21 protein-coding genes and 1 pseudogene are annotated in these 17,113 nt (G+C 57.9%); 18 read left to right on the forward strand and 4 right to left on the reverse strand.

Features of this window, described 5'->3' with window-relative positions:
• Positions 1–13 precede the first annotated feature (13 nt).
• The 4 genes and pseudogenes from htpG (at position 14) to HCU74_RS07565 (ending at position 4,389) form a co-directional block, all read left to right on the forward strand.
• Positions 14–1,931, forward strand: a pseudogene (gene htpG / locus HCU74_RS07550) (molecular chaperone HtpG).
• 93 nt (positions 1,932–2,024) lie between these two features.
• The gene (locus tag HCU74_RS07555; RefSeq protein ID WP_168449784.1) at positions 2,025–3,047 is read left to right on the forward strand and encodes an NAD(P)H-dependent glycerol-3-phosphate dehydrogenase; all 1,023 of its coding nucleotides are present in this window, start codon (positions 2,025–2,027) and stop codon (positions 3,045–3,047) included.
• On the forward strand, positions 3,047–3,523 hold the full coding sequence (sixA, locus tag HCU74_RS07560) for a phosphohistidine phosphatase SixA (RefSeq protein ID WP_168449785.1): 477 nt from the start codon (positions 3,047–3,049) through the stop codon (positions 3,521–3,523). Before HCU74_RS07555 ends, sixA begins: the two co-directional genes overlap by 1 nt.
• Positions 3,481–4,389, forward strand: a complete 909-nt coding sequence (locus tag HCU74_RS07565) for an alpha/beta fold hydrolase (protein ID WP_168449786.1) — start codon at positions 3,481–3,483, stop codon at positions 4,387–4,389. The genes sixA and HCU74_RS07565 overlap by 43 nt, the downstream gene beginning before the upstream one ends.
• A gap of 91 nt (positions 4,390–4,480) precedes the next feature.
• Here HCU74_RS07565 and folE read toward each other — a convergent pair whose 3' ends face one another.
• Complete coding sequence (gene folE, locus HCU74_RS07570; RefSeq protein ID WP_168449787.1) at positions 4,481–5,023, reverse strand: GTP cyclohydrolase I FolE; 543 nt, start codon at positions 5,021–5,023, stop codon at positions 4,481–4,483.
• A gap of 208 nt (positions 5,024–5,231) precedes the next feature.
• Here folE and prmB point away from each other — a divergent pair, with 208 nt between their 5' ends.
• The 5 genes from prmB to HCU74_RS07595 all read left to right on the forward strand — a co-directional run bounded on the left by prmB (position 5,232) and on the right by HCU74_RS07595 (position 9,247).
• Positions 5,232–6,137, forward strand: a complete 906-nt coding sequence (gene prmB / locus HCU74_RS07575) for a 50S ribosomal protein L3 N(5)-glutamine methyltransferase (RefSeq protein WP_168449788.1) — start codon at positions 5,232–5,234, stop codon at positions 6,135–6,137.
• A 57-nt stretch (positions 6,138–6,194) separates the two neighbouring features.
• Positions 6,195–7,295: a chorismate synthase gene (gene aroC / locus HCU74_RS07580; protein WP_168449789.1), complete on the forward strand. Its 1,101-nt coding sequence runs from the start codon at positions 6,195–6,197 to the stop codon at positions 7,293–7,295.
• Between the two features lie 6 nt (positions 7,296–7,301).
• On the forward strand, positions 7,302–8,480 hold the full coding sequence (locus HCU74_RS07585; RefSeq protein ID WP_168449790.1) for an MFS transporter: 1,179 nt from the start codon (positions 7,302–7,304) through the stop codon (positions 8,478–8,480).
• 80 nt (positions 8,481–8,560) lie between these two features.
• Positions 8,561–8,992 (forward strand): hypothetical protein, encoded by a 432-nt coding sequence (locus HCU74_RS07590; RefSeq protein WP_168449791.1) that lies wholly within the window; start codon positions 8,561–8,563, stop codon positions 8,990–8,992.
• A 27-nt stretch (positions 8,993–9,019) separates the two neighbouring features.
• Entirely contained in the window at positions 9,020–9,247 is a 228-nt protein-coding gene (locus HCU74_RS07595) for a hypothetical protein (RefSeq protein ID WP_168449792.1), read from the forward strand.
• Positions 9,248–9,274: 27 nt separating this feature from the next.
• Here HCU74_RS07595 and HCU74_RS07600 read toward each other — a convergent pair whose 3' ends face one another.
• Positions 9,275–9,799 (reverse strand): glycine cleavage system transcriptional repressor, encoded by a 525-nt coding sequence (locus tag HCU74_RS07600; protein ID WP_168449793.1) that lies wholly within the window; start codon positions 9,797–9,799, stop codon positions 9,275–9,277.
• 141 nt (positions 9,800–9,940) lie between these two features.
• On the opposite strand from HCU74_RS07600, the gene HCU74_RS07605 reads away from it, so the two are divergent.
• From HCU74_RS07605 to tusA, 4 genes are all read left to right on the forward strand, one after another.
• Positions 9,941–10,261, forward strand: coding sequence for an MTH1187 family thiamine-binding protein (locus HCU74_RS07605; protein WP_168449794.1), 321 nt, complete (start codon positions 9,941–9,943; stop codon positions 10,259–10,261).
• Positions 10,248–11,060, forward strand: a complete 813-nt coding sequence (locus tag HCU74_RS07610) for a class I SAM-dependent methyltransferase (protein WP_345889667.1) — start codon at positions 10,248–10,250, stop codon at positions 11,058–11,060. Before HCU74_RS07605 ends, HCU74_RS07610 begins: the two co-directional genes overlap by 14 nt.
• 46 nt (positions 11,061–11,106) lie before the next feature.
• On the forward strand, positions 11,107–11,328 hold the full coding sequence (locus tag HCU74_RS07615; protein ID WP_168449795.1) for a YheU family protein: 222 nt from the start codon (positions 11,107–11,109) through the stop codon (positions 11,326–11,328).
• 74 nt (positions 11,329–11,402) lie between these two features.
• Positions 11,403–11,642 (forward strand): sulfurtransferase TusA, encoded by a 240-nt coding sequence (gene tusA / locus HCU74_RS07620; protein ID WP_168449796.1) that lies wholly within the window; start codon positions 11,403–11,405, stop codon positions 11,640–11,642.
• A 4-nt stretch (positions 11,643–11,646) separates the two neighbouring features.
• On the opposite strand, the gene HCU74_RS07625 is transcribed toward tusA, so the two are convergent.
• Positions 11,647–12,339, reverse strand: coding sequence for a hypothetical protein (locus HCU74_RS07625; protein ID WP_168449797.1), 693 nt, complete (start codon positions 12,337–12,339; stop codon positions 11,647–11,649).
• Positions 12,340–12,454: 115 nt separating this feature from the next.
• On the opposite strand from HCU74_RS07625, the gene HCU74_RS07630 reads away from it, so the two are divergent.
• From HCU74_RS07630 to HCU74_RS07645, 4 genes are read left to right on the forward strand one after another with little or no spacing between them, the layout of a single operon-like run.
• The gene (locus HCU74_RS07630; RefSeq protein WP_168449798.1) at positions 12,455–12,961 is read left to right on the forward strand and encodes a gamma-glutamylcyclotransferase family protein; all 507 of its coding nucleotides are present in this window, start codon (positions 12,455–12,457) and stop codon (positions 12,959–12,961) included.
• Positions 12,954–13,541, forward strand: coding sequence for an elongation factor P hydroxylase (locus tag HCU74_RS07635; RefSeq protein ID WP_168449799.1), 588 nt, complete (start codon positions 12,954–12,956; stop codon positions 13,539–13,541). The genes HCU74_RS07630 and HCU74_RS07635 overlap by 8 nt, the downstream gene beginning before the upstream one ends.
• Positions 13,538–14,443 carry a 5'-3' exonuclease gene (locus HCU74_RS07640; RefSeq protein ID WP_168449800.1) on the forward strand — a complete coding sequence of 302 codons (906 nt, stop codon included), beginning with the start codon at positions 13,538–13,540 and terminating at the stop codon, positions 14,441–14,443. Before HCU74_RS07635 ends, HCU74_RS07640 begins: the two co-directional genes overlap by 4 nt.
• An 11-nt stretch (positions 14,444–14,454) precedes the next feature.
• The gene (locus HCU74_RS07645) at positions 14,455–15,585 is read left to right on the forward strand and encodes a DUF3410 domain-containing protein (protein WP_168449801.1); all 1,131 of its coding nucleotides are present in this window, start codon (positions 14,455–14,457) and stop codon (positions 15,583–15,585) included.
• On the opposite strand, the gene HCU74_RS07650 is transcribed toward HCU74_RS07645, so the two are convergent.
• Positions 15,551–15,772 carry a hypothetical protein gene (locus HCU74_RS07650; protein WP_168449802.1) on the reverse strand — a complete coding sequence of 74 codons (222 nt, stop codon included), beginning with the start codon at positions 15,770–15,772 and terminating at the stop codon, positions 15,551–15,553. The genes HCU74_RS07645 and HCU74_RS07650 overlap by 35 nt on opposite strands.
• A 162-nt stretch (positions 15,773–15,934) precedes the next feature.
• Here HCU74_RS07650 and HCU74_RS07655 point away from each other — a divergent pair, with 162 nt between their 5' ends.
• Positions 15,935–17,113 carry an NAD(+)/NADH kinase gene (locus HCU74_RS07655; protein WP_168449803.1) on the forward strand — a complete coding sequence of 393 codons (1,179 nt, stop codon included), beginning with the start codon at positions 15,935–15,937 and terminating at the stop codon, positions 17,111–17,113.

Consider the following 17,113-nt stretch of genomic DNA (forward strand, 5'->3'; position numbering starts at 1 on the left):
ACAGGTGATAACAATGTCGACAGTTGAGAAAGAGACTCTCGGGTTTCAGACTGAAGCAAAACAAATGCTGCAGTTGATGATCCACTCCATGTACAGCAACAAGGAAATTTTCCTTCGCGAGTTGGTATCCAACGCCTCAGACGCCGCCGACAAGCTTCGCTTTGAAGCACTGGCCGACGGCAGCCTGTTTGAAAATGACCCCGATTTGCGTGTGCGCATCGATATTGACGAAGACGCGAGCACGATCAGTATCAGCGACAATGGCATTGGTATGTCGCGGGACGAGGTGATTGCCAATCTCGGTACGATAGCTCGTTCCGGCACGGCAGAGTTTCTGAAAAATCTGGCGGGGGACAAGAAGAAGGACTCCCAGCTGATTGGCCAATTCGGGGTCGGGTTCTACTCGGCATTTATCGTTGCTGATCGGGTTGAGGTATTCACCCGTCGCGCCGGGGCGCCCGCCGATCAGGGCGTGCATTGGGAATCCACTGGCGAGGCCGACTTCTCCATTGAAAGCTGCACCCGTGAAGAGCGCGGCACTACGGTAGTATTGCATCTGCGTGACGACGACAAGGAATTTGCCAACGACTGGCGGGTGCGCAGCATTATTAAAAAGTACTCGGACCACATCGGTATTCCAGTACAGATGCTGAAGAAAGACGCTGCCGAGGACAAAGAGGAGGATGCAGAGTCAGAGGCGAAGGCGCCGGAATTCGAAACCATTAACTCTGCGACGGCGCTATGGACACGTTCGCGTAATGACGTCAGCGACGACGAATACAAGGCCTTTTACAAGCACGTTAGCCACGACTTTGTCGACCCGCTGACCTGGAGTCACAACAAAGTGGAAGGCAAGCTGGAATACACCAGCCTGTTGTACCTGCCGACCCAGCCGCCAATGGATATGTGGAACCGCGATGCCGCCCGCGGGCTTAAGCTCTATGTCCAGCGCACCTTTATTATGGACGACGCGGAGCAGTTCCTGCCGCTGTACTTGCGCTTTGTAAAAAGGGGTGGTGGACTCCAACGACCTGTCACTGAACGTGTCCCGTGAGATTCTGCAGCAGGACCCCGCCGTTGACGCGATGAAATCGGCCCTGACCAAGCGCGTTCTCGACATGCTGGCCAAATTGGCCAAGAACGACAGCGAAAAATATCAGACCTTCTGGAAAGCCTTTGGCCAGATCCTCAAGGAAGGTCCGGCTGAGGATTTCAGCAACCGGGAAAAAATCGCCAAATTGCTGCGCTTTGCGACCAGCCACGACGACAAGCCCGAGCAGACCCATTCGCTGGAGGACTACGTCAGCCGAATGAAGGAAGGGCAGAAAGATATCTACTACGTTGTTGCAGAAAACCACCGCACCGCCGCCAGCAGCCCGCACCTGGAAGTGTTCCGCAAAAAGGGCATCGAAGTGCTGCTGTTGTCTGACCGTGTCGACGACTGGCTGATGAACCACCTGTCTGAGTTTGACGGTAAGGCCTTCAAGGACGTTGGTCGTGGCCAGCTGGACCTGGGTGACCTGGAAGACGAAGCGGAGAAAAAGGCGAAGGAAACCCTGGCCGAAGAGCACAAGGACCTTATTGAACGGGTAAGCAAGGTACTTGAGACCAAGGTGCAGGAAGTGCGTGCCACGGCTCGCCTGACCGAGTCTCCCGCGTGTCTGGTGGTTGGTGACCACGACATGGGTGCACAAATGCGCCGTATCCTCGAAGCGGCAGGCCAGGCCGTGCCGGAGAGCAAGCCTATTTTTGAGCTGAACCCCGAGCACCCGCTGGTGCAGAAGCTGGACAATGAACCCGACGAGGATCGCTTTGCCGATCTGGTGGGAATTCTGTTCAGCCAGGCTCATCTGGCCGAGGGCGCACAGTTGGATGACCCCGCTGATTACGTGCACAAACTGAATAAGTTACTGTTGGAATTGAGCGCGTAGCATTCCCTGTTTGCAGGACTCGAGGCGGCAGATTTGCCGCCTTTTTTGTTTGTGCGATGATAAACTTGCGAAAAGCATAACGAAGGGATGACCATGACGGGAAAACATCGTGTAGCAATATTGGGCGGCGGCAGTTTTGGCACCGCGATTGCAAATATTATCGCCGACAAAGGACATGACGTTTGTTTGTGGATGCGCAACCCGGAACGCGTCGAGGAAGTGAATCAGCAGCACACCAACAGTGCCTATCTACCGGATATTCCCCTGCACCCTGGGTTGAAGGCGAACAGCGATCTGGCACAGACCGTGGCCGGCTGCGATGTGGTTTTTATGGCAGTGCCGAGCAAGTCGTCGCGGGACGTGGCGCGGCAGGTTGCACCGCTGTTGGCTGAGGGCACGATGGTGGTCAGTACCACCAAGGGTATCGAGAGCGGCACTAACAAGTTGATGAGCGAGGTTCTGGCGGAGGAGTTGGGAGACGTGCTCATCGGGGTAATGAGTGGTCCCAATCTGGCGAAAGAACTCGCCGCAAAGGAAATCACCGGTACGGTCATTGCCAGCAAGAGCGAAGCGTTGACCAGCTGTATCCAGGACCTCTTACAGAGCGCCTATTTTCGTGTGTACGCCGGTGGCGATGTCTACGGGGTGGAACTGGCCGGGGCACTGAAAAACGTTTACGCCATTGTTGCCGGTATGGCTGCGGCCCTTGGTGTTGGCCACAATACCATCAGTATGCTGGTAACCCGTAGCCTCGCGGAGATGAGCCGCTATGCGGTACACCAGGGGGCCGACCCCCTGACCTTTCTTGGCCTCGCCGGGGTGGGTGATTTATTTGTTACCTGTACTTCGCCATTGAGCCGCAATTACCGGGTTGGTTTTGCCCTTGGTCAGGGGCGCGATCTCAACGAAGTCGTCGCCGAACTGGGGCAAGTAGCCGAAGGGGTCAATACCCTGCGTCTGCTCAAGGAGCAGGCCGACGAGCTCGACATCTATATGCCGCTGGTGCAAAGCCTTTACGGCATTATCTACGAGGGCAAAACCCTGTCCGAAGTCATCGGCGGGATGATGTGGGCGGAGCAAAACCGCGATGTTGAATTTACGATGCGGCAGGATTAATGGAAATTGTATTACTCAGACACGGTGCGGCCTCCTGGGATGCTCCGACCGATATGGAGCGGGAACTCACCGAGCGCGGAAGGGCTGAAGTGGAGGCCGCCAGCCAGTGGTTGACAGAGGGCGACTGGCGTCCCGATGAGCTATGGGTGAGTCCCTATCGCCGGGCCCAGCAAACGGCCGAAATCGTCAACGCCCGGTGGCAGTGCCCGCAGCGTAGCAAGGCGTCGTTGACCCCGGACAATCCGGTGGCGGACCTGGACCCGTTATTGGCGACCTTTCGAGGTGAACGACTGCTGCTGGTCGGACACAATCCCTTGCTCAGCAACGCCATTGCCCACTGGGAAGGGGAGCGAGCCTCCTACTGGGGGCTGCAGACTGCCAGTATGGCCCGTATCGACGCCGACGTTCCGGCGCGGGGGTGTGGCACGCTGGTGTGGCTGCGCCACTATCCCAACTACCAGCACAACGGGCGCTGAGCGGCGTGTCTGATGTAGTGAATTCCCCGCAGATGTGTCGTTACACCGTCGAGGGCTTATCTATCGCCGGGAAAATGTGGGGCGATGGTTATCCAACGATTGCCCTGCACGGTTGGCTCGATAACGCGGCGAGCTTTGATGCCGTGGGAGAGGCTCAATCCGGCCTGCAATTATTGGCTTTGGATCTGCCGGGCCACGGCCTGAGCGACCACAAACCCCCTGCGGGCAGTTACGCCATCTGGGATGATCTGCGGATCATCGTTGGTGTCGCCAACGCCCTTGGGTGGGAAAAATTTGCCGTTGTCGGCCATTCCCGTGGCGCGATGATTGCGACATTGCTCGCCGCGACGCTGCCGAATCGAGTGACGAGTCTGAGCTGTATTGATGGTCTCCTTGCCGGGGGCAATCTCGACGACAAGGCGATTAGCCAATTGTCGCGCTATGTGCGTGACTACACCGCCGAACCAGGGGTGGCACGCACGTTCTCCGGGCTGGATGAGGCTGTTGCTGCGCGCCGTCGTTCAATGCCGATGCAGGAAAGCTCGGCCCGAAGGATCGTTGAACGGGGCACCGTAGCTGACGAAAATGGCGGATTGCGCTGGCGCAGTGACCGCCGTTTGACGATGGCATCACCGTTGAAGTTAAGCGGCGAAGATTGGCGTCAGGTGATCGTGGCGCTGGTGTGTCCGGCGCAATTTCTCGGTGCCGAGCAGGGCATGGCAGAGCGTATCGTTTCGGTCTTTCCCGAGATCGAACAGTTTTTTTCCTGCCGTCGTTTTCCCGGAGACCATCACGGCCATATGGATGTTGGTGCGGAGTGTGTTGCTGCAGCTCTGGTGGAGCATATTCTGGGGGCAAGTTCTTAACGGGCCAGCCAGGGTAGCGGGCCAGAGTGGCGAGCCAAGGTGGGCCAGGCCGCAGCAGCGCAATGCTGAGACGGCCTTGACCAGCCAGGTTTTACTTGCCGATCAGCGCCAGAAATTCTGCGCGGGTGGCCTGGTTGTCCTTGAATACGCCGAGCATGGCGCTGGTACGCATCACCGAGTTTTGCTTCTCCACGCCGCGCATCATCATGCACATATGGCGGGCTTCAATAATTACCGCCACACCCTCGGCGCCGGTTACCTTTTGCACAGTATTGGCAATCTGCGTGGTCAGGCCTTCCTGTATCTGCAGGCGGCGAGCATACAGGTCAACAATTCTGGCGACCTTGGACAGACCCAGCACTTTGCCATTGGGAATGTAAGCCACGTGGCACTTGCCAATAAAGGGCAGCAAGTGGTGCTCGCAGAGCGAGTAAAGCTCGATGTCCGAAACCACGACCATTTCGTTGGCGTCAGATTCAAACAGGGCGTCGTTGACAACCTGGTCGATAGAGAGGCGATAGCCTTCGGTTAAAAACTCAAAGGCTTTTGCCGCCCGTTTGGGCGTGTCGAGAAGGCCGTCGCGGGTCGGGTCTTCACCAATTTTATCAATGATGTCTGCGAATGCTTTTTCCACCGGAATCTCTTTATTCGTGAACGTGTAGGGGCGCAATGGTAGCAAATGCCAATGGGGATAACCAAGTGTCATTCATTTTTGCAGCCAATTGTTGTGTCAGCGGGGCGCCAGGCGGGCTTGGGTGCGGGTCGCTGTGAGTGTAAACTGCCACGCTTTCGTTCTACGCGCACCAGCCTGTTAGTCGCGCTCAGCCAGCAAGGGGAACACCGTGGTCGATACCGCCGTCAGCCAGTATCTTGAGACACTTCGCGACTATATTCGCTGGGGGAGCAGCGAGTTCAGTCGCGCCGGCCTGTTCTTTGGCCACGGCACCGATAACCCCCTGGATGAGGCGCGCTTATTGGTGATGCACGCCGTGGCGCTGCCCTTTGACAGTCCAGACAGCCTGCTGGATGCGCGGTTGACGCCGGTGGAGCGGGAAGGGATTCTGGAGCTGTTTCGCCGGCGCATACAAGAGCGCCTGCCCGCCGCTTACCTGATCGGGGAGGCCTGGTTTGCCGGCTTACCCTTTGCTGTGGACGAGCGAGTGCTGGTGCCCCGTTCACCCATTGCTGAATTGATTGAACAGAGTTTTCACCCCTGGCTGGACGAAGACCCGGAATGGATTCTCGATCTGTGCACTGGCAGCGGCTGTATCGGCATTGCCTGCGCTTACGCCTTTGAGGACGCCGTGGTGGATTTAGTGGATATTTCCACCGATGCGCTGGCGGTTGCGCGGGAAAATATTCGTCGCCACGAGCTGGAGGAGCGGGTCTTTGCGATTGAGTCTGATGTTTTCAGCGGGCTCAACGGCAAATGCTACGACCTGATTGTCAGCAACCCACCCTATGTCGATGCCCGTGACCTGGCGGAGATGCCGGAGGAATATCGCCGCGAGCCGGCCATTGGCCTGGCCTCCGGCGATGATGGCCTCGATCTGACCCGGCAAATTCTGCGCGAAGCGGCCAACCATCTTAACCCCGGTGGCCAACTTGTGGTGGAAGTAGGTAATAGCTGGGTGGCCCTTGAGGAGGCCTTTCCCGAACTGGCCTTTACCTGGCTGGATTTTGAGCGGGGCGGGCACGGTGTATTCGTCCTCAGCCGCGAGCAGCTGGTGGAGGCGGACTTGCTCTGACGCAGGCCGCCGTTTCACGTATAATCCGCCACGACGTTTACCTATTCGAGAAGTCCCATGTCCGGAAATACCATTGGCAAGTTATTCACCGTCACCACCTTTGGCGAGAGCCACGGCCTTGCGCTGGGTGCAATTATTGACGGTTGCCCTCCCGGACTGGCGCTGAGTGAGGCGGATTTGCAGCGCGACCTTGATCGCCGCAAACCCGGTACCTCGCGCTATACCACCCAGCGTCGGGAAGCCGACGAAGTGAAGATTCTCTCCGGTGTGTTCGAGGGAAAAACCACCGGTACGTCAATAGGCCTGCTGATCGAAAATCAGGATCAGCGCTCCAAGGATTACAGCAAGATCAAAGACCGTTTCCGCCCGATGCACGCCGATTACAGTTACGAGCAGAAGTACGGATTGCGTGATTACCGTGGTGGCGGGCGCTCTTCGGCCCGGGAAACGGCCATGCGTGTGGCGGCCGGTGCCGTGGCCAAAAAATACCTGGCAGAGAAACACGGGGTCGAGGTGAGGGGCTATTTGTCCCAGCTGGGGCCGATTAAAGCGGAAAAAGTTGATTGGGATGTGGTTGAAACCAACCCCTTCTTTTGTCCCGATCCGGATAAAATTCCGGAGATGGAAACCTTTATGCAGGCCCTGCGCAAGTCCGGGGATTCCATCGGTGCACGGCTCACGGTGGTTGCCAGCAAGGTGCCGGTGGGCCTGGGTGAGCCGGTATTCGATCGCCTGGACGCGGATATCGCCCACGCTCTTATGGGTATTAACGCCGTCAAGGGCGTGGAAATCGGCGCGGGCTTCGACTGTGTGGAGGCCCGCGGCAGCGAGCACCGTGATGAACTGACTCCTCAGGGCTTTACCTCGAATAATGCCGGTGGGGTGCTGGGGGGTATCTCCAGTGGACAGGATATTGTCGCCCATATCGCTCTGAAGCCAACCTCCAGTATTTTGATTCCCGGCGCCACCATCGACCAGCAGGGGCAGCCAGTCGACGTGATTACCACTGGCCGTCACGACCCCTGTGTGGGCATTCGCGCGATTCCGATTGCTGAGGCGATGCTGGCCATTGTGTTGATGGACCATCTGTTGCGCAATCGCGGCCAGAACGCCGATGTGCACTGCTCAACCCCGGTCATTCCCGCTTCGCGAAACTGATTGCTGATGGCGGGAAGTATTCCCTACTGGCGGCTATCGGGCTTTTATTTTTTCTATTTCGCGTTGCTGGGCACCTGGTTGCCCTATTGGTCTCTGTACCTGAAATCGCTGGGCTACAGCTCCGGCGAAATCGGTGTGCTTTCGGCGCTGGTCATGATAACCAAAGTCGTTGCCCCCAGTCTGTGGGGATGGCTTGCTGACACCTACCACTGCCGTACCCGGATTATTCGTCTAGGCAGTTTTCTTGCTGCGGTGGCCTTTGCCCTGGTCTATATCAGCCAGGACTTCTGGTGGTTGGCGTTGGTGGTGGTGAGCTACAGCTTTTTCTGGAACGCGGTGCTGTCCCAATTTGATGTATTGACCCTGAGCCACTTGCCGGGGCGCTACGGTGAATACTCCCGCATCCGCGTGTGGGGCTCGATAGGTTTTATCATTGCGGTAATGGCCGCAGGGGCATGGTTCGACCACCACCCCATCGTACATCTGCTTTATCTTATTTCCCTGCTGTTGGCGGCCATCTGGCTGTCGAGCCTGTTGGTCGGAGAAAAGTCCGACCCGGTAAAAAACACTGATGACGGGGCGGAGAGCCTTGTGAAACTGGTGATGAAACCGGCGGTGCTGTGTTTCTTCGCCACCAGTATGCTGCTGCAGTTTTCCCACGGCCCGTATTACACCTTTTTCAGTATTTACCTCGAAAGCCAGGGCCACAGTAAATCGGTGACCGGTATGCTGTGGTCGCTGGCAGTGGTCGCAGAGGTGGTGTTGTTTATTTTTATGCATCGCGTACTGGCCCGTTATACCTTGCGCACACTACTGGTGGTGAGCTTGCTGCTCAGCGCCCTGCGCTGGGCACTTATCGCCGCCTTTGCCGAGGTGTTGCCGGTGCTGGTGTTTGCCCAGTGTCTGCATGCTGCCAGTTTTGGCAGTGCCCATGCGGTGGCGGTGGAGGTGATTCGTCGCTTTTTTACCTCCCACCACGGCCAGGGCATGGCCCTGTATAGCGGTCTGAGTTTTGGTGCCGGTGGCGCGGCGGGGGCACTGTTCAGTGGCGGCTTTTGGGACACCTATCCGGTGGGATGTTTTTGGGTGGCGACATTGGCAGCAACCATTGCCGGAGTATTGGCCTGGCGCTATTTCGAGATGCCTGCCACAACTGCAGCTGACGACAGTCGCCAGCGCGTCTAAGCCTGGGCTAGACTGTTGTCGACGATCCAAACCAAGTGTTGGCACGTCATTGTTTTTGTGTGGATTTAGCAGGGGAAAACATGGCGCAGGAATCTGTGGTATACGGTTGTATTACTGATATGTCGTTTGTCGGTGACGCCGAAGACATTCAGCTCCGTCGTGAGGTGAATAGCCAAATCACCGACACCCTGCCCGGGGTTGAAGACTGGCCATTACTGTGTCGAGAGATGTTCTCCATGCCCCGTCGGGCATTGGAATTTGGCGACTGCCAAACTGACGTAATTCACTTTGGTAGCTCCTATAAAGCCATTGAGCATGAATGGGATCAGTGGCTGCGTTTGTTTGAGCGCATGTTGACCAAAATGTATTGGGTGTCGGCGACGGTTCATCTGCAAACTGCCTACAATGGCAGCCATACCTTTGTATGGCAGTCAGAGAAGGACTATCATGCGCCAGGAGAGGAGCTCGGCCACCTGCGCTGTGAATGGGTTCGTGAAGACAGTTTCGCCTAATCGCGCCCGACTGGGGACGTAAGGATCTTGAATTTGTTTGCCGACTATCTGGCAAAGTTTAAACGCTACCGCACCCCGGTACTTGCGGTGCTGGCGACAGTGATGCTGGTATGTTCTGCGGTGTGGAGCTTTGATGTACCGTGGTCGGAAATTATCGGCTACTTAATCGCCTGTCTGCTCGGTGTAACCGTCATAGTGATAAGCGCTGCTCTGGTGGTGTTTCTGTTCAAATGGGTGCAGGGCAGAGGGCGCTGAGCCGCCCCGCACCGGGGACACGCTGGCTTATTTCGGCTCTATGTCGATATCGATACTGAGCAATTCCGCAATTTCTTCCAGGGCTTCTTCCAGCTCGTCAATATCACAGCCCGGCGGCATATCCGCTTTGACATAGGCCTCGAACAGGGCCTCGCCGGTCATCGGTGCGCTGGTGATATTGGAGTTTAATTCGGTCACATTGATCTTGCGTAGCTTCAGCGCGCGGCTCACCTCCCGGACGATACCGGGACGGTCGTTGCCCAGAATGTGCATCTGGCAGCTGCCCTGTTCGAGTGGTGCAGGTGGCTCGGATTCACTGTCGTCGAAGCTGACAATAATGCCTTCTCCGCTGAGGCTGGAAAGACTGTCACGAACGGCGGCCAGCTTGGTGGCGGGCAGGCTCAGGCGGCCAATGCCGGCGAATTGGCCCGCCAATTGAATCATGCGGCTTTCCTGCCAACTGCCGTCGTGCTCGGCAATGCGCTCGGAAAGGGCTTCGACCAGGCCGGGGCGATCCTTGCTGATAAAGGTAAAAACCAGGGAGGTGTTCAATGTTGTCGCCTTTTTGTCAGGTTCTCGGTGGGGTAGTTATCGGTGCTACCCGAGATATTGTTGTAACGATACGATATCTTTAACGTCAAATCACCCGTGTGCGCTGACCGCGTACAAAAATAGCCAAGGGGGAGGGGAGAGATGTTTATCCATGTGGATTTCTGTGTGATACCGCTCGGCACCACGCCGTCCTTTGGCGAATATATCGCAGAGTGCCATCGTATATTACGCGCCCGGGGCCTGAGCTTTCAGCTCCATGCCTACGGGACGAATATCGAGGGGGAGTGGGATGAGGTGATGGCGGCGATCAAGGACTGCCACGAACGCCTGCACGCGATGGGCGCGCCGCGAATTCACACCCAGCTCAAGATTGGTAGCCGCACCGACCGCTCCCAGTCATTGCAGGATAAAATTGACAGTGTTCAACAACATTTACAGGACGATGATCGTGCGCCGAATTAACTACGCTGTAACCGCGCTGCTGCTTTTCAGTCAGCTCGTCTGGGCCGATACCCCTTCGCTGGACTGGTCGGCGGCGCTGTCGGGAGAGCATCGCTCCGAGGCCGCTCGGCAGCGGGATCAGTACCGCCACCCCAGACAAACCCTGTCCTTCTTCGGAGTGAAACCCTGCGATACCGTAGTGGAGCTGTGGCCCGGTGGCGGCTGGTATACCGAAGTGCTCGCGCCGGCACTGCGTGATTGTGGCAAACTGGTGGCCGCTCATTTTGCCGCCGACAGTCCGGTGGCTTTCTACCGGCGCTCGCGGGGGCAGTACGATGCCATGTTGGCCGGTGATCCGGCCCGCTATGATCGGGTGCGGGTCACCGCCCTGGAGCCGCCAGAGCATGTGCAACTGATTGACGCTGAAACGGCCGATAGTGTGCTGACCTTCCGCAACGTTCATAACTGGTTAAAGGCAGGCACGGCTTCGGCAGTATTTTCAGCGGCCTACCAGGCGCTCAAGCCCGGCGGCATATTTGGTGTAGTGGAACACCGTGCACACCCCGGCACGTCCCTTGAGAGGATGGTGAGTTCCGGCTATGTTACCGAGGAGCTGGTGATAGAGCTCGCCAGGAACGCCGGGTTTTTGCTGTTGTCCTCCAGCGAGATCAATGCCAATCCCAAGGACAGCCGCGACCACCCCAAGGGGGTGTGGACATTGCCGCCCAGCCTGCGCCTCGGCGACCGGCAGCGGGAGTATTATCAGGGAATTGGCGAGAGTGATCGCATGACCCTGAAATTTATCAAGCCCATCATGTAGTCGTGTGGCAGCATGATGGCCCGAACATTTTCCCGGAAACGATGTAATGAGTGACTTTGTAGAAATTCCCTGGCAAAAACTGAGCGACGATGCGTTTCAGGGCATGCTCGAGGAAATGGTCAGTCGTGACGGTACCGACTACGGCGAGGTTGAGCTGAGTAGCGAGCAAAAGATTGCCCAGCTGCGCAGGGCGCTGGAGAAAGGCCAGGCGTATATCGCTTTCTGTACCGAAACCGAGAGTTGGTCGATTCTGCCACGGGATTCGTAGCGGTTGGCGGCCCTTGCAATTCCGGCCGAGCTGGGGACAATAGGGCGCTTTGTAGCTTCCGCGCAGGTAGGGAAATGACGAAACCAGTTGATGCAGACCACCACCTCGATACCAGCGGTCTGACATGCCCTGAGCCGGTAATGCTGCTGCACAACAAAATCCGCGACATCGCCCTGGGCGAGGTGCTGGAAATTCTTGCCACTGACCCGGCGACCACTCGGGATATTCCCAAATTTTGCAATTTTCTCGGACACGAACTGCTTGCGCAGGACGACGCCGACGGCGAGTACCGTTACTGGGTGCGCAAGGCCTGAGTTATCAGGGATGCAGCAACTTGTTCAGCGCGCGGGTGCTCATTGCGCCGCCATTCTTTATCTGATTGGCTATGTGGTATTGGAAGTAGTAGCGGAAGCCACTGTTGTCCTGGGCAGCGTAAAGGCAGGGGTCCCCCGCCAATACCGGTAGCTGGGTGATTTTTTTCGGGTCGGCGAGCATGGCCTTCATCTCGCCGTTGTCGCAAAGCTGCCAGCTGACCACCGATTCGAGCACGTATTCCTGCTCGTCGTTGAGGATGGCCGCGTGACTGCCGATCATATCGGGAATTTCCTGAACTGCTTGACTATTGGTAGTTCGGCTTGGCGGAGCGTTTTCCAGTACGGTGTCCAGCGCCGTAATATGGTGATTTGGCACCGCGGAATAACAGCGCTCGGTTTTGGGGTCGTAGTAGCCGCTGGCCTGCCCGGTTTGAGGGTTGTCGAGGTCTATACAGCGGGAGACGCCACCGAGCCAGGGCACCAGGGCCACGGTGCGGCCATCGGCCAGACGTGCCCAGCAAAGAATGCGGATGGCGTAGAGCTTTTCACTGGACAGGGCCTGATGTTTGTAAAGCAGACACTGGCCATCGTACTCGGGGGAGAGTCGTAAAATTTTGCGTTGCTCCGTTTTGGAGCGTTGTGCAGGAAAGGGGAGAATCTTCGCCGTCGAAGAAGGGCCGGGGTTACGTGGAGTCATAGCATTTCCTCACGTAGCGGGGCAATCCACCTGGCGGCGCGGGATGCGACAACCAGTGCGGTGGTATCCCTTTCTGATAAAATTACCTTCACTTTCGCTATTTGCCAAGTTTTTAATGACAAGTTTTCAGAATAAGCCCTGTTATTTCGCCTACGGCTCGAATATGAATCCGGCGCGGATGCGTGCACGTGGCTTGCATTTCGTCCATGCCGAGGCAGCCTCGCTGCGGGGCTATGCGCTGCGGTTTAACAAGCATTCCCATTCCTGCCCGGGGGTGGCCTATGCCAATGTTGTGGCGGCTACCGGTGGTGGTGTCGAGGGGGTGTTGTACACACTGAGTGATGACGCTGAACTGGATAAAATGGATGTATTTGAAGGGACTCCGGTGCGTTACAGCCGCGAGCGGATGCTGGTCGATACCGCCGCTGGGGCGGTGGCCACCTGGATTTATGTGGCCAACCCGGCCTTTGTGTGTGCCGGGTTACTTCCCGAAGACCGCTATCTGGCCCATTTATTAGCAGGAGCCGAATTTCTCAGCCCGAGTTATCTCCAGTGGTTGGGTGAGCAGCCCTGCCAGCCCGCGGCGGAGTCGGGTAAATGCGGACTGTTATACAATGATTAATCAGTGTGCCGCGAACGGGCTGTTGCAGGAAGCCGTCAGCGAGTTGGCGCAGTGCCGCCACATCGAGGCGGTGTTTAACGACTGCTTTCGACAGCGCTATCGCTGTGAACTGGTGGGTGGGGCCGATGAACCCTATTACCAGCCAGGGGAGGCGGGCGACCTTCACCGGGTCTACTATCGCGAAGATTTTCCCCGCAGTGCCCTGCACGAGGCCGCCCACTGGTGTGTGGCGGGCGAGCAGCGTCGGCAGCTCGCCGACTATGGTTACTGGTATGAGCCCGATGGCCGTTCAGTCGAGCGGCAGCGGGAATTTGAACGGGTGGAGGCAACACCTCAGGCGATAGAGTGGTTTTTCGCTCTGGCGGCCGGCCTCGACTTCCAGGTCAGTATCGACAACCTGGGCGCGGGGAAACGGGATGAATTTCCTTTCAAACTGGCGGTCTGGCAGCGGGCTAAAGCCTATCAGCGGGTGGGCTTGCCGCCCAGGGCGGAGCAGTTGTTCCGCGCCCTCTGCGCCGCCAATGGCGTCTCACTGAACGCCGTGATGCAGGGCATAAGCCTGCGCGCGCTGTGCCGATGACGGCGCCCAGACTCTACTGCCTGGATGCATCGATCTATATTTTTCGGGCGTATTTTTCCCGTAGCAGCGACTTTGTCAGCCCCGAGGGTTTTGGCCTCAATGCGGTGGAGGGCTTTATCGATACCGTGTTGTCGCTGCTGCGTCAGCGCAAGCCCGACCATCTAATGGCGGCCTTTGACGAGAGTCTGGGCAGCGGCTTTCGCGAGGCCCTCTATCCTGAATACAAATCGCGTCGCGCCTTGCCGGACGAGGCCCTGGCCTTTCAGTTGGCATGCTGTCGGCGAGTGGCGGAACTGCTGGGTATTCCCTGCTTCTCCAGCGCTGAATTTGAGGCTGATGACCTGATTGCCAGCGCGGCAGCGGTGGCTCAGAACATGGACTGGCCGGTAACCGTGATCAGTCGAGACAAGGATCTGGCCCAGGTCTTGACTGGAGATAGCGACGAGCTGTGGCATATTGGCGAGCCGCCCCGAAGTCGCGCCCTGTGGCAACAGGAACGGCAACTCGATTGTGCGCGACTGGCGGATTATCTAGCTGTATTGGGCGATGCCAGCGACGATATTCCCGGCCTGAAGGGAGTGGGTGAGAAGACCGCCAAGGCGATATTCCAGCGGTTCTCCTCACTGGAGGATATCTATGGGCAGTTGGATCAATTGGCCCTGCTACCGGTGCGCGGCGCGGCGACACTGGCGGCGAAATTCGCCAGTCAGCGCAGCGAAGTGTTTCTCTACCGCGAGCTCACCCGATTGCGACGGGATGTCGCAGTGGCGGGGTGCCCGGAAGAGCTGGCCCGGCGTCCGGTAGATAGCGAAGGGCTGCGAGCGTTTTGCCTTGAGGTCGGGTTTTCCAGGGACTACCAGCAACGCTTGCTGCGCCGCTGTGCGCAGATTTCAGCAGAATGAGGTTTTAGGGTGTGAATATACTTGTCGATGAAAATATCCCGATGGCCGAGGCGTTCTTCAGCCGATTTGGCAGCGTCGTCACCTTTGCCGGCCGGGGTCTGTCCCCGGAGGCATTGGTCGATACCGATGTGCTGATTGTCCGCTCGGTAACCCGGGTCAATGCCGCCTTGCTTGCCAAGGCGACAAAGCTGCGCTTTGTCGGCTCCTGCACCATTGGCAGTGACCATCTGGATATTGAGTATTTAGAGTCGCGCTCTATTAATTGGTGTACAGCACCAGGCAGTAATGCAGATTCTGTCGTGGATTATGTCGTCTGCTCGCTGTGCGCGGTCGATGACTACATGGCCCGGCTGCTGGGGGGAGGACGCTTGGGGATCATTGGTTACGGTAATGTCGGGCGACGGCTGGCCGAGCGGGTGTCGGGCCTGGGTATCGGCTGTGTCGCCTATGATCCGCTGATCGATGCCCAAAGTGACCCACGTCTGGTGGGCATCGACGAAGTACTTCATTGTGATGTGCTGTGCCTGCACGCGCCGTTGACCCGCACCGGGCCATTTCCCAGCTATCACCTGCTGTCGTTGGAACAGTTGCTGAGACTGCCAAAGGGTGCCCTGCTGCTGAATGCCGGGCGCGGAGAGGTAGTGGCCACCGGCGTGTTGCTGGAGTTAGCTGCCCTGAGGCCGGATATTCAGCTGGTGCTGGATGTGTGGGAGGGGGAGCCTGTGGTGTCCGCCGAACTGGCGGCGCGCTGTGCCATCGCCACACCACATATCGCCGGCTACAGCCTCGACGGCAAGTTCAAGGGCGCGGCGATGGTGGCTGAGGCGCTGGCGAATGTGCTTGGGGTGAGCGAAGAACAGAGCTGGCCGTCAGAAGTCGCTGCGGCATTAACCGCGCCGCAGGTGTCGGTGCAGGATTGTGGGGAACCCTGGCAGGCGGCGGCCTTGTCGGCCTACAACCCGAAGGAGGATCATCAACGTTTTCTGGCCAGCCTGGGGGCAGATGACCCCGGTGGGGCTTTCGATGCCCTGCGCAAGCACTATCCGCCGCGTCGGGAGTTGAGTCGTTGTGAGTTTGTATTCGATGGGGCTGTCGATAAGGCTCAGCTTAATGTCCTGAGCGCCTTGCAAGGACACAGATAAACTCGTCATTGCTGCCAGCCAATGCCTGCAAGCATTTGTCTATGGCGTCGTTACTGATGGGGATTTCCCGACCGTCGTCATCGACCAGAGAGGCACCGTAGCGCTGTTGAAACACATGCTGGGCAAGGCAGGGCGCTTTTTTCAGCTCTGCCAGGTCGGTGCTGAGTAATTGAAAGTATGACGCCATAGTGTTCCCCTGATGCCGCGATGGGTAAAAACAAAGGAGGAGTTTTTACCCTATGGGTTCAGTGAAGACCAGTGGGCGAATATTTACCAGCGCAAAGGGGTAAGTAATTGATCGTATATGTTGGAGGTTTCATGGTTGTTATGTCCTTAACGGAGAGCAAAGGTGTTTAAGCTCGGGCTTATCGTCAACCCTTACGCCGGGCTGGGCGGACCGGAGGGTTTCAAGGGCAGCGACGATCTGCCGGCTGAGCTGAAGGCCGGCGCGATCAGTCGCGCCGGTGAACGTGCGCAGCGTTGCTTGAGCCTGATTGCCCAGCGCCACGGCGGGCGTGTTGGAGTGTATGGCTTTGACGGCGCAATGGCCGGCGAGTGGGCACGGGCAGCGGCCTTGTCCTTTACCGCCCTTGGGCAAGCGCAGGACGAACCGAGCACTGCCGCAGACAGTCGGCGTGCGGCTCAGGCGCTACAGGGGCATGGGGTTGATCTGGTGTTGTTTGTCGGTGGGGATGGCACCGCGCGGGATATTTGCTCGGCGGTCGGCGAACAGCAAGCAGTGCTCGGCCTTCCCGCGGGGGTAAAGATGCACTCAGGGGTGTATGCGGTGAGTCCGGAGGCCGCCGCGGAAATTGTTGATGCACTGATCCGCGGTGGTCTGGTTGAAGTCGCCTCTGCCGAGGTTCGGGATATTGACGAGGCAGCTTTCCGCCGGGGGCAGGTGCGGGCAAAGCATTACGGTGAAATGCAGGTGCCGAGGTTGGGCGGCTTTCTCCAGCAGGTCAAACAAGGGGGGCGCGAGGTCGAGGAGCTGGTGTTGGCGGATATCGCCGAGGATTTTCTGGAAAATATCGACGATGACGCCCTGTATATTATCGGTCCCGGGAGCACCACCGAGTGTCTGATGGAGGCTATGGGCTTGCCCAACACGCTGTTGGGTTTTGACCTGGTGAAGGGCGGGAAGTGCCTGGTCAGTGACGCTAACGCTGCGCAAATTGCCGCGGCGCTGGACGCTCATCATGGCGAGGTGTACGCCTATATCACCGCGATCGGTGGACAGGGGCATATTCTCGGGCGTGGCAACCAACAACTTACCCCCGGCTTAATCCGGCGTATCGGTCGAGATCGCTTTCGTGTAGTGGCCAGCAAAAGCAAGCTGAGCCGCCTTGAGGGGCGCCCCCTGTTGGTGGACACCAACGACCCTCAGCTGGATTGCGAGTGGCGTGGGTATATTCCGGTAATTACCGGCTATCGGGATCAGGTGATGTATCGCGTCGGTCTGGAATTCGGCGATGACGAACAGTCGGCGGACACCGCGACTCCGATTTCGAATACACAACAGGATTGA

It is taken from the genome of Spongiibacter thalassae (genome assembly GCF_012272835.1).
GTDB lineage: Bacteria > Pseudomonadota > Gammaproteobacteria > Pseudomonadales > Spongiibacteraceae > Spongiibacter > Spongiibacter thalassae.

Bases quoted from the DNA above. Each gene is read 5' to 3' on its own strand.
- HCU74_RS07555 (WP_168449784.1), top strand. From the start codon at position 2,025: ATGACGGGAAAACATCGTGTAGCAATATTGGGCGGCGGCAGTTTTGGC.
- sixA (WP_168449785.1), top strand. From the start codon at position 3,047: ATGGAAATTGTATTACTCAGACACGGTGCGGCCTCCTGGGATGCTCCG.
- aroC (WP_168449789.1), top strand. From the start codon at position 6,195: ATGTCCGGAAATACCATTGGCAAGTTATTCACCGTCACCACCTTTGGC.
- HCU74_RS07585 (WP_168449790.1), top strand. From the start codon at position 7,302: ATGGCGGGAAGTATTCCCTACTGGCGGCTATCGGGCTTTTATTTTTTC.
- HCU74_RS07590 (WP_168449791.1), top strand. From the start codon at position 8,561: ATGGCGCAGGAATCTGTGGTATACGGTTGTATTACTGATATGTCGTTT.
- HCU74_RS07605 (WP_168449794.1), top strand. From the start codon at position 9,941: ATGTTTATCCATGTGGATTTCTGTGTGATACCGCTCGGCACCACGCCG.
- HCU74_RS07615 (WP_168449795.1), top strand. From the start codon at position 11,107: ATGAGTGACTTTGTAGAAATTCCCTGGCAAAAACTGAGCGACGATGCG.
- tusA (WP_168449796.1), top strand. From the start codon at position 11,403: ATGACGAAACCAGTTGATGCAGACCACCACCTCGATACCAGCGGTCTG.
- HCU74_RS07625 (WP_168449797.1), bottom strand. From the start codon at position 12,339: ATGACTCCACGTAACCCCGGCCCTTCTTCGACGGCGAAGATTCTCCCC.
- HCU74_RS07630 (WP_168449798.1), top strand. From the start codon at position 12,455: ATGACAAGTTTTCAGAATAAGCCCTGTTATTTCGCCTACGGCTCGAAT.
- HCU74_RS07635 (WP_168449799.1), top strand. From the start codon at position 12,954: ATGATTAATCAGTGTGCCGCGAACGGGCTGTTGCAGGAAGCCGTCAGC.
- HCU74_RS07640 (WP_168449800.1), top strand. From the start codon at position 13,538: ATGACGGCGCCCAGACTCTACTGCCTGGATGCATCGATCTATATTTTT.
- HCU74_RS07650 (WP_168449802.1), bottom strand. From the start codon at position 15,772: ATGGCGTCATACTTTCAATTACTCAGCACCGACCTGGCAGAGCTGAAA.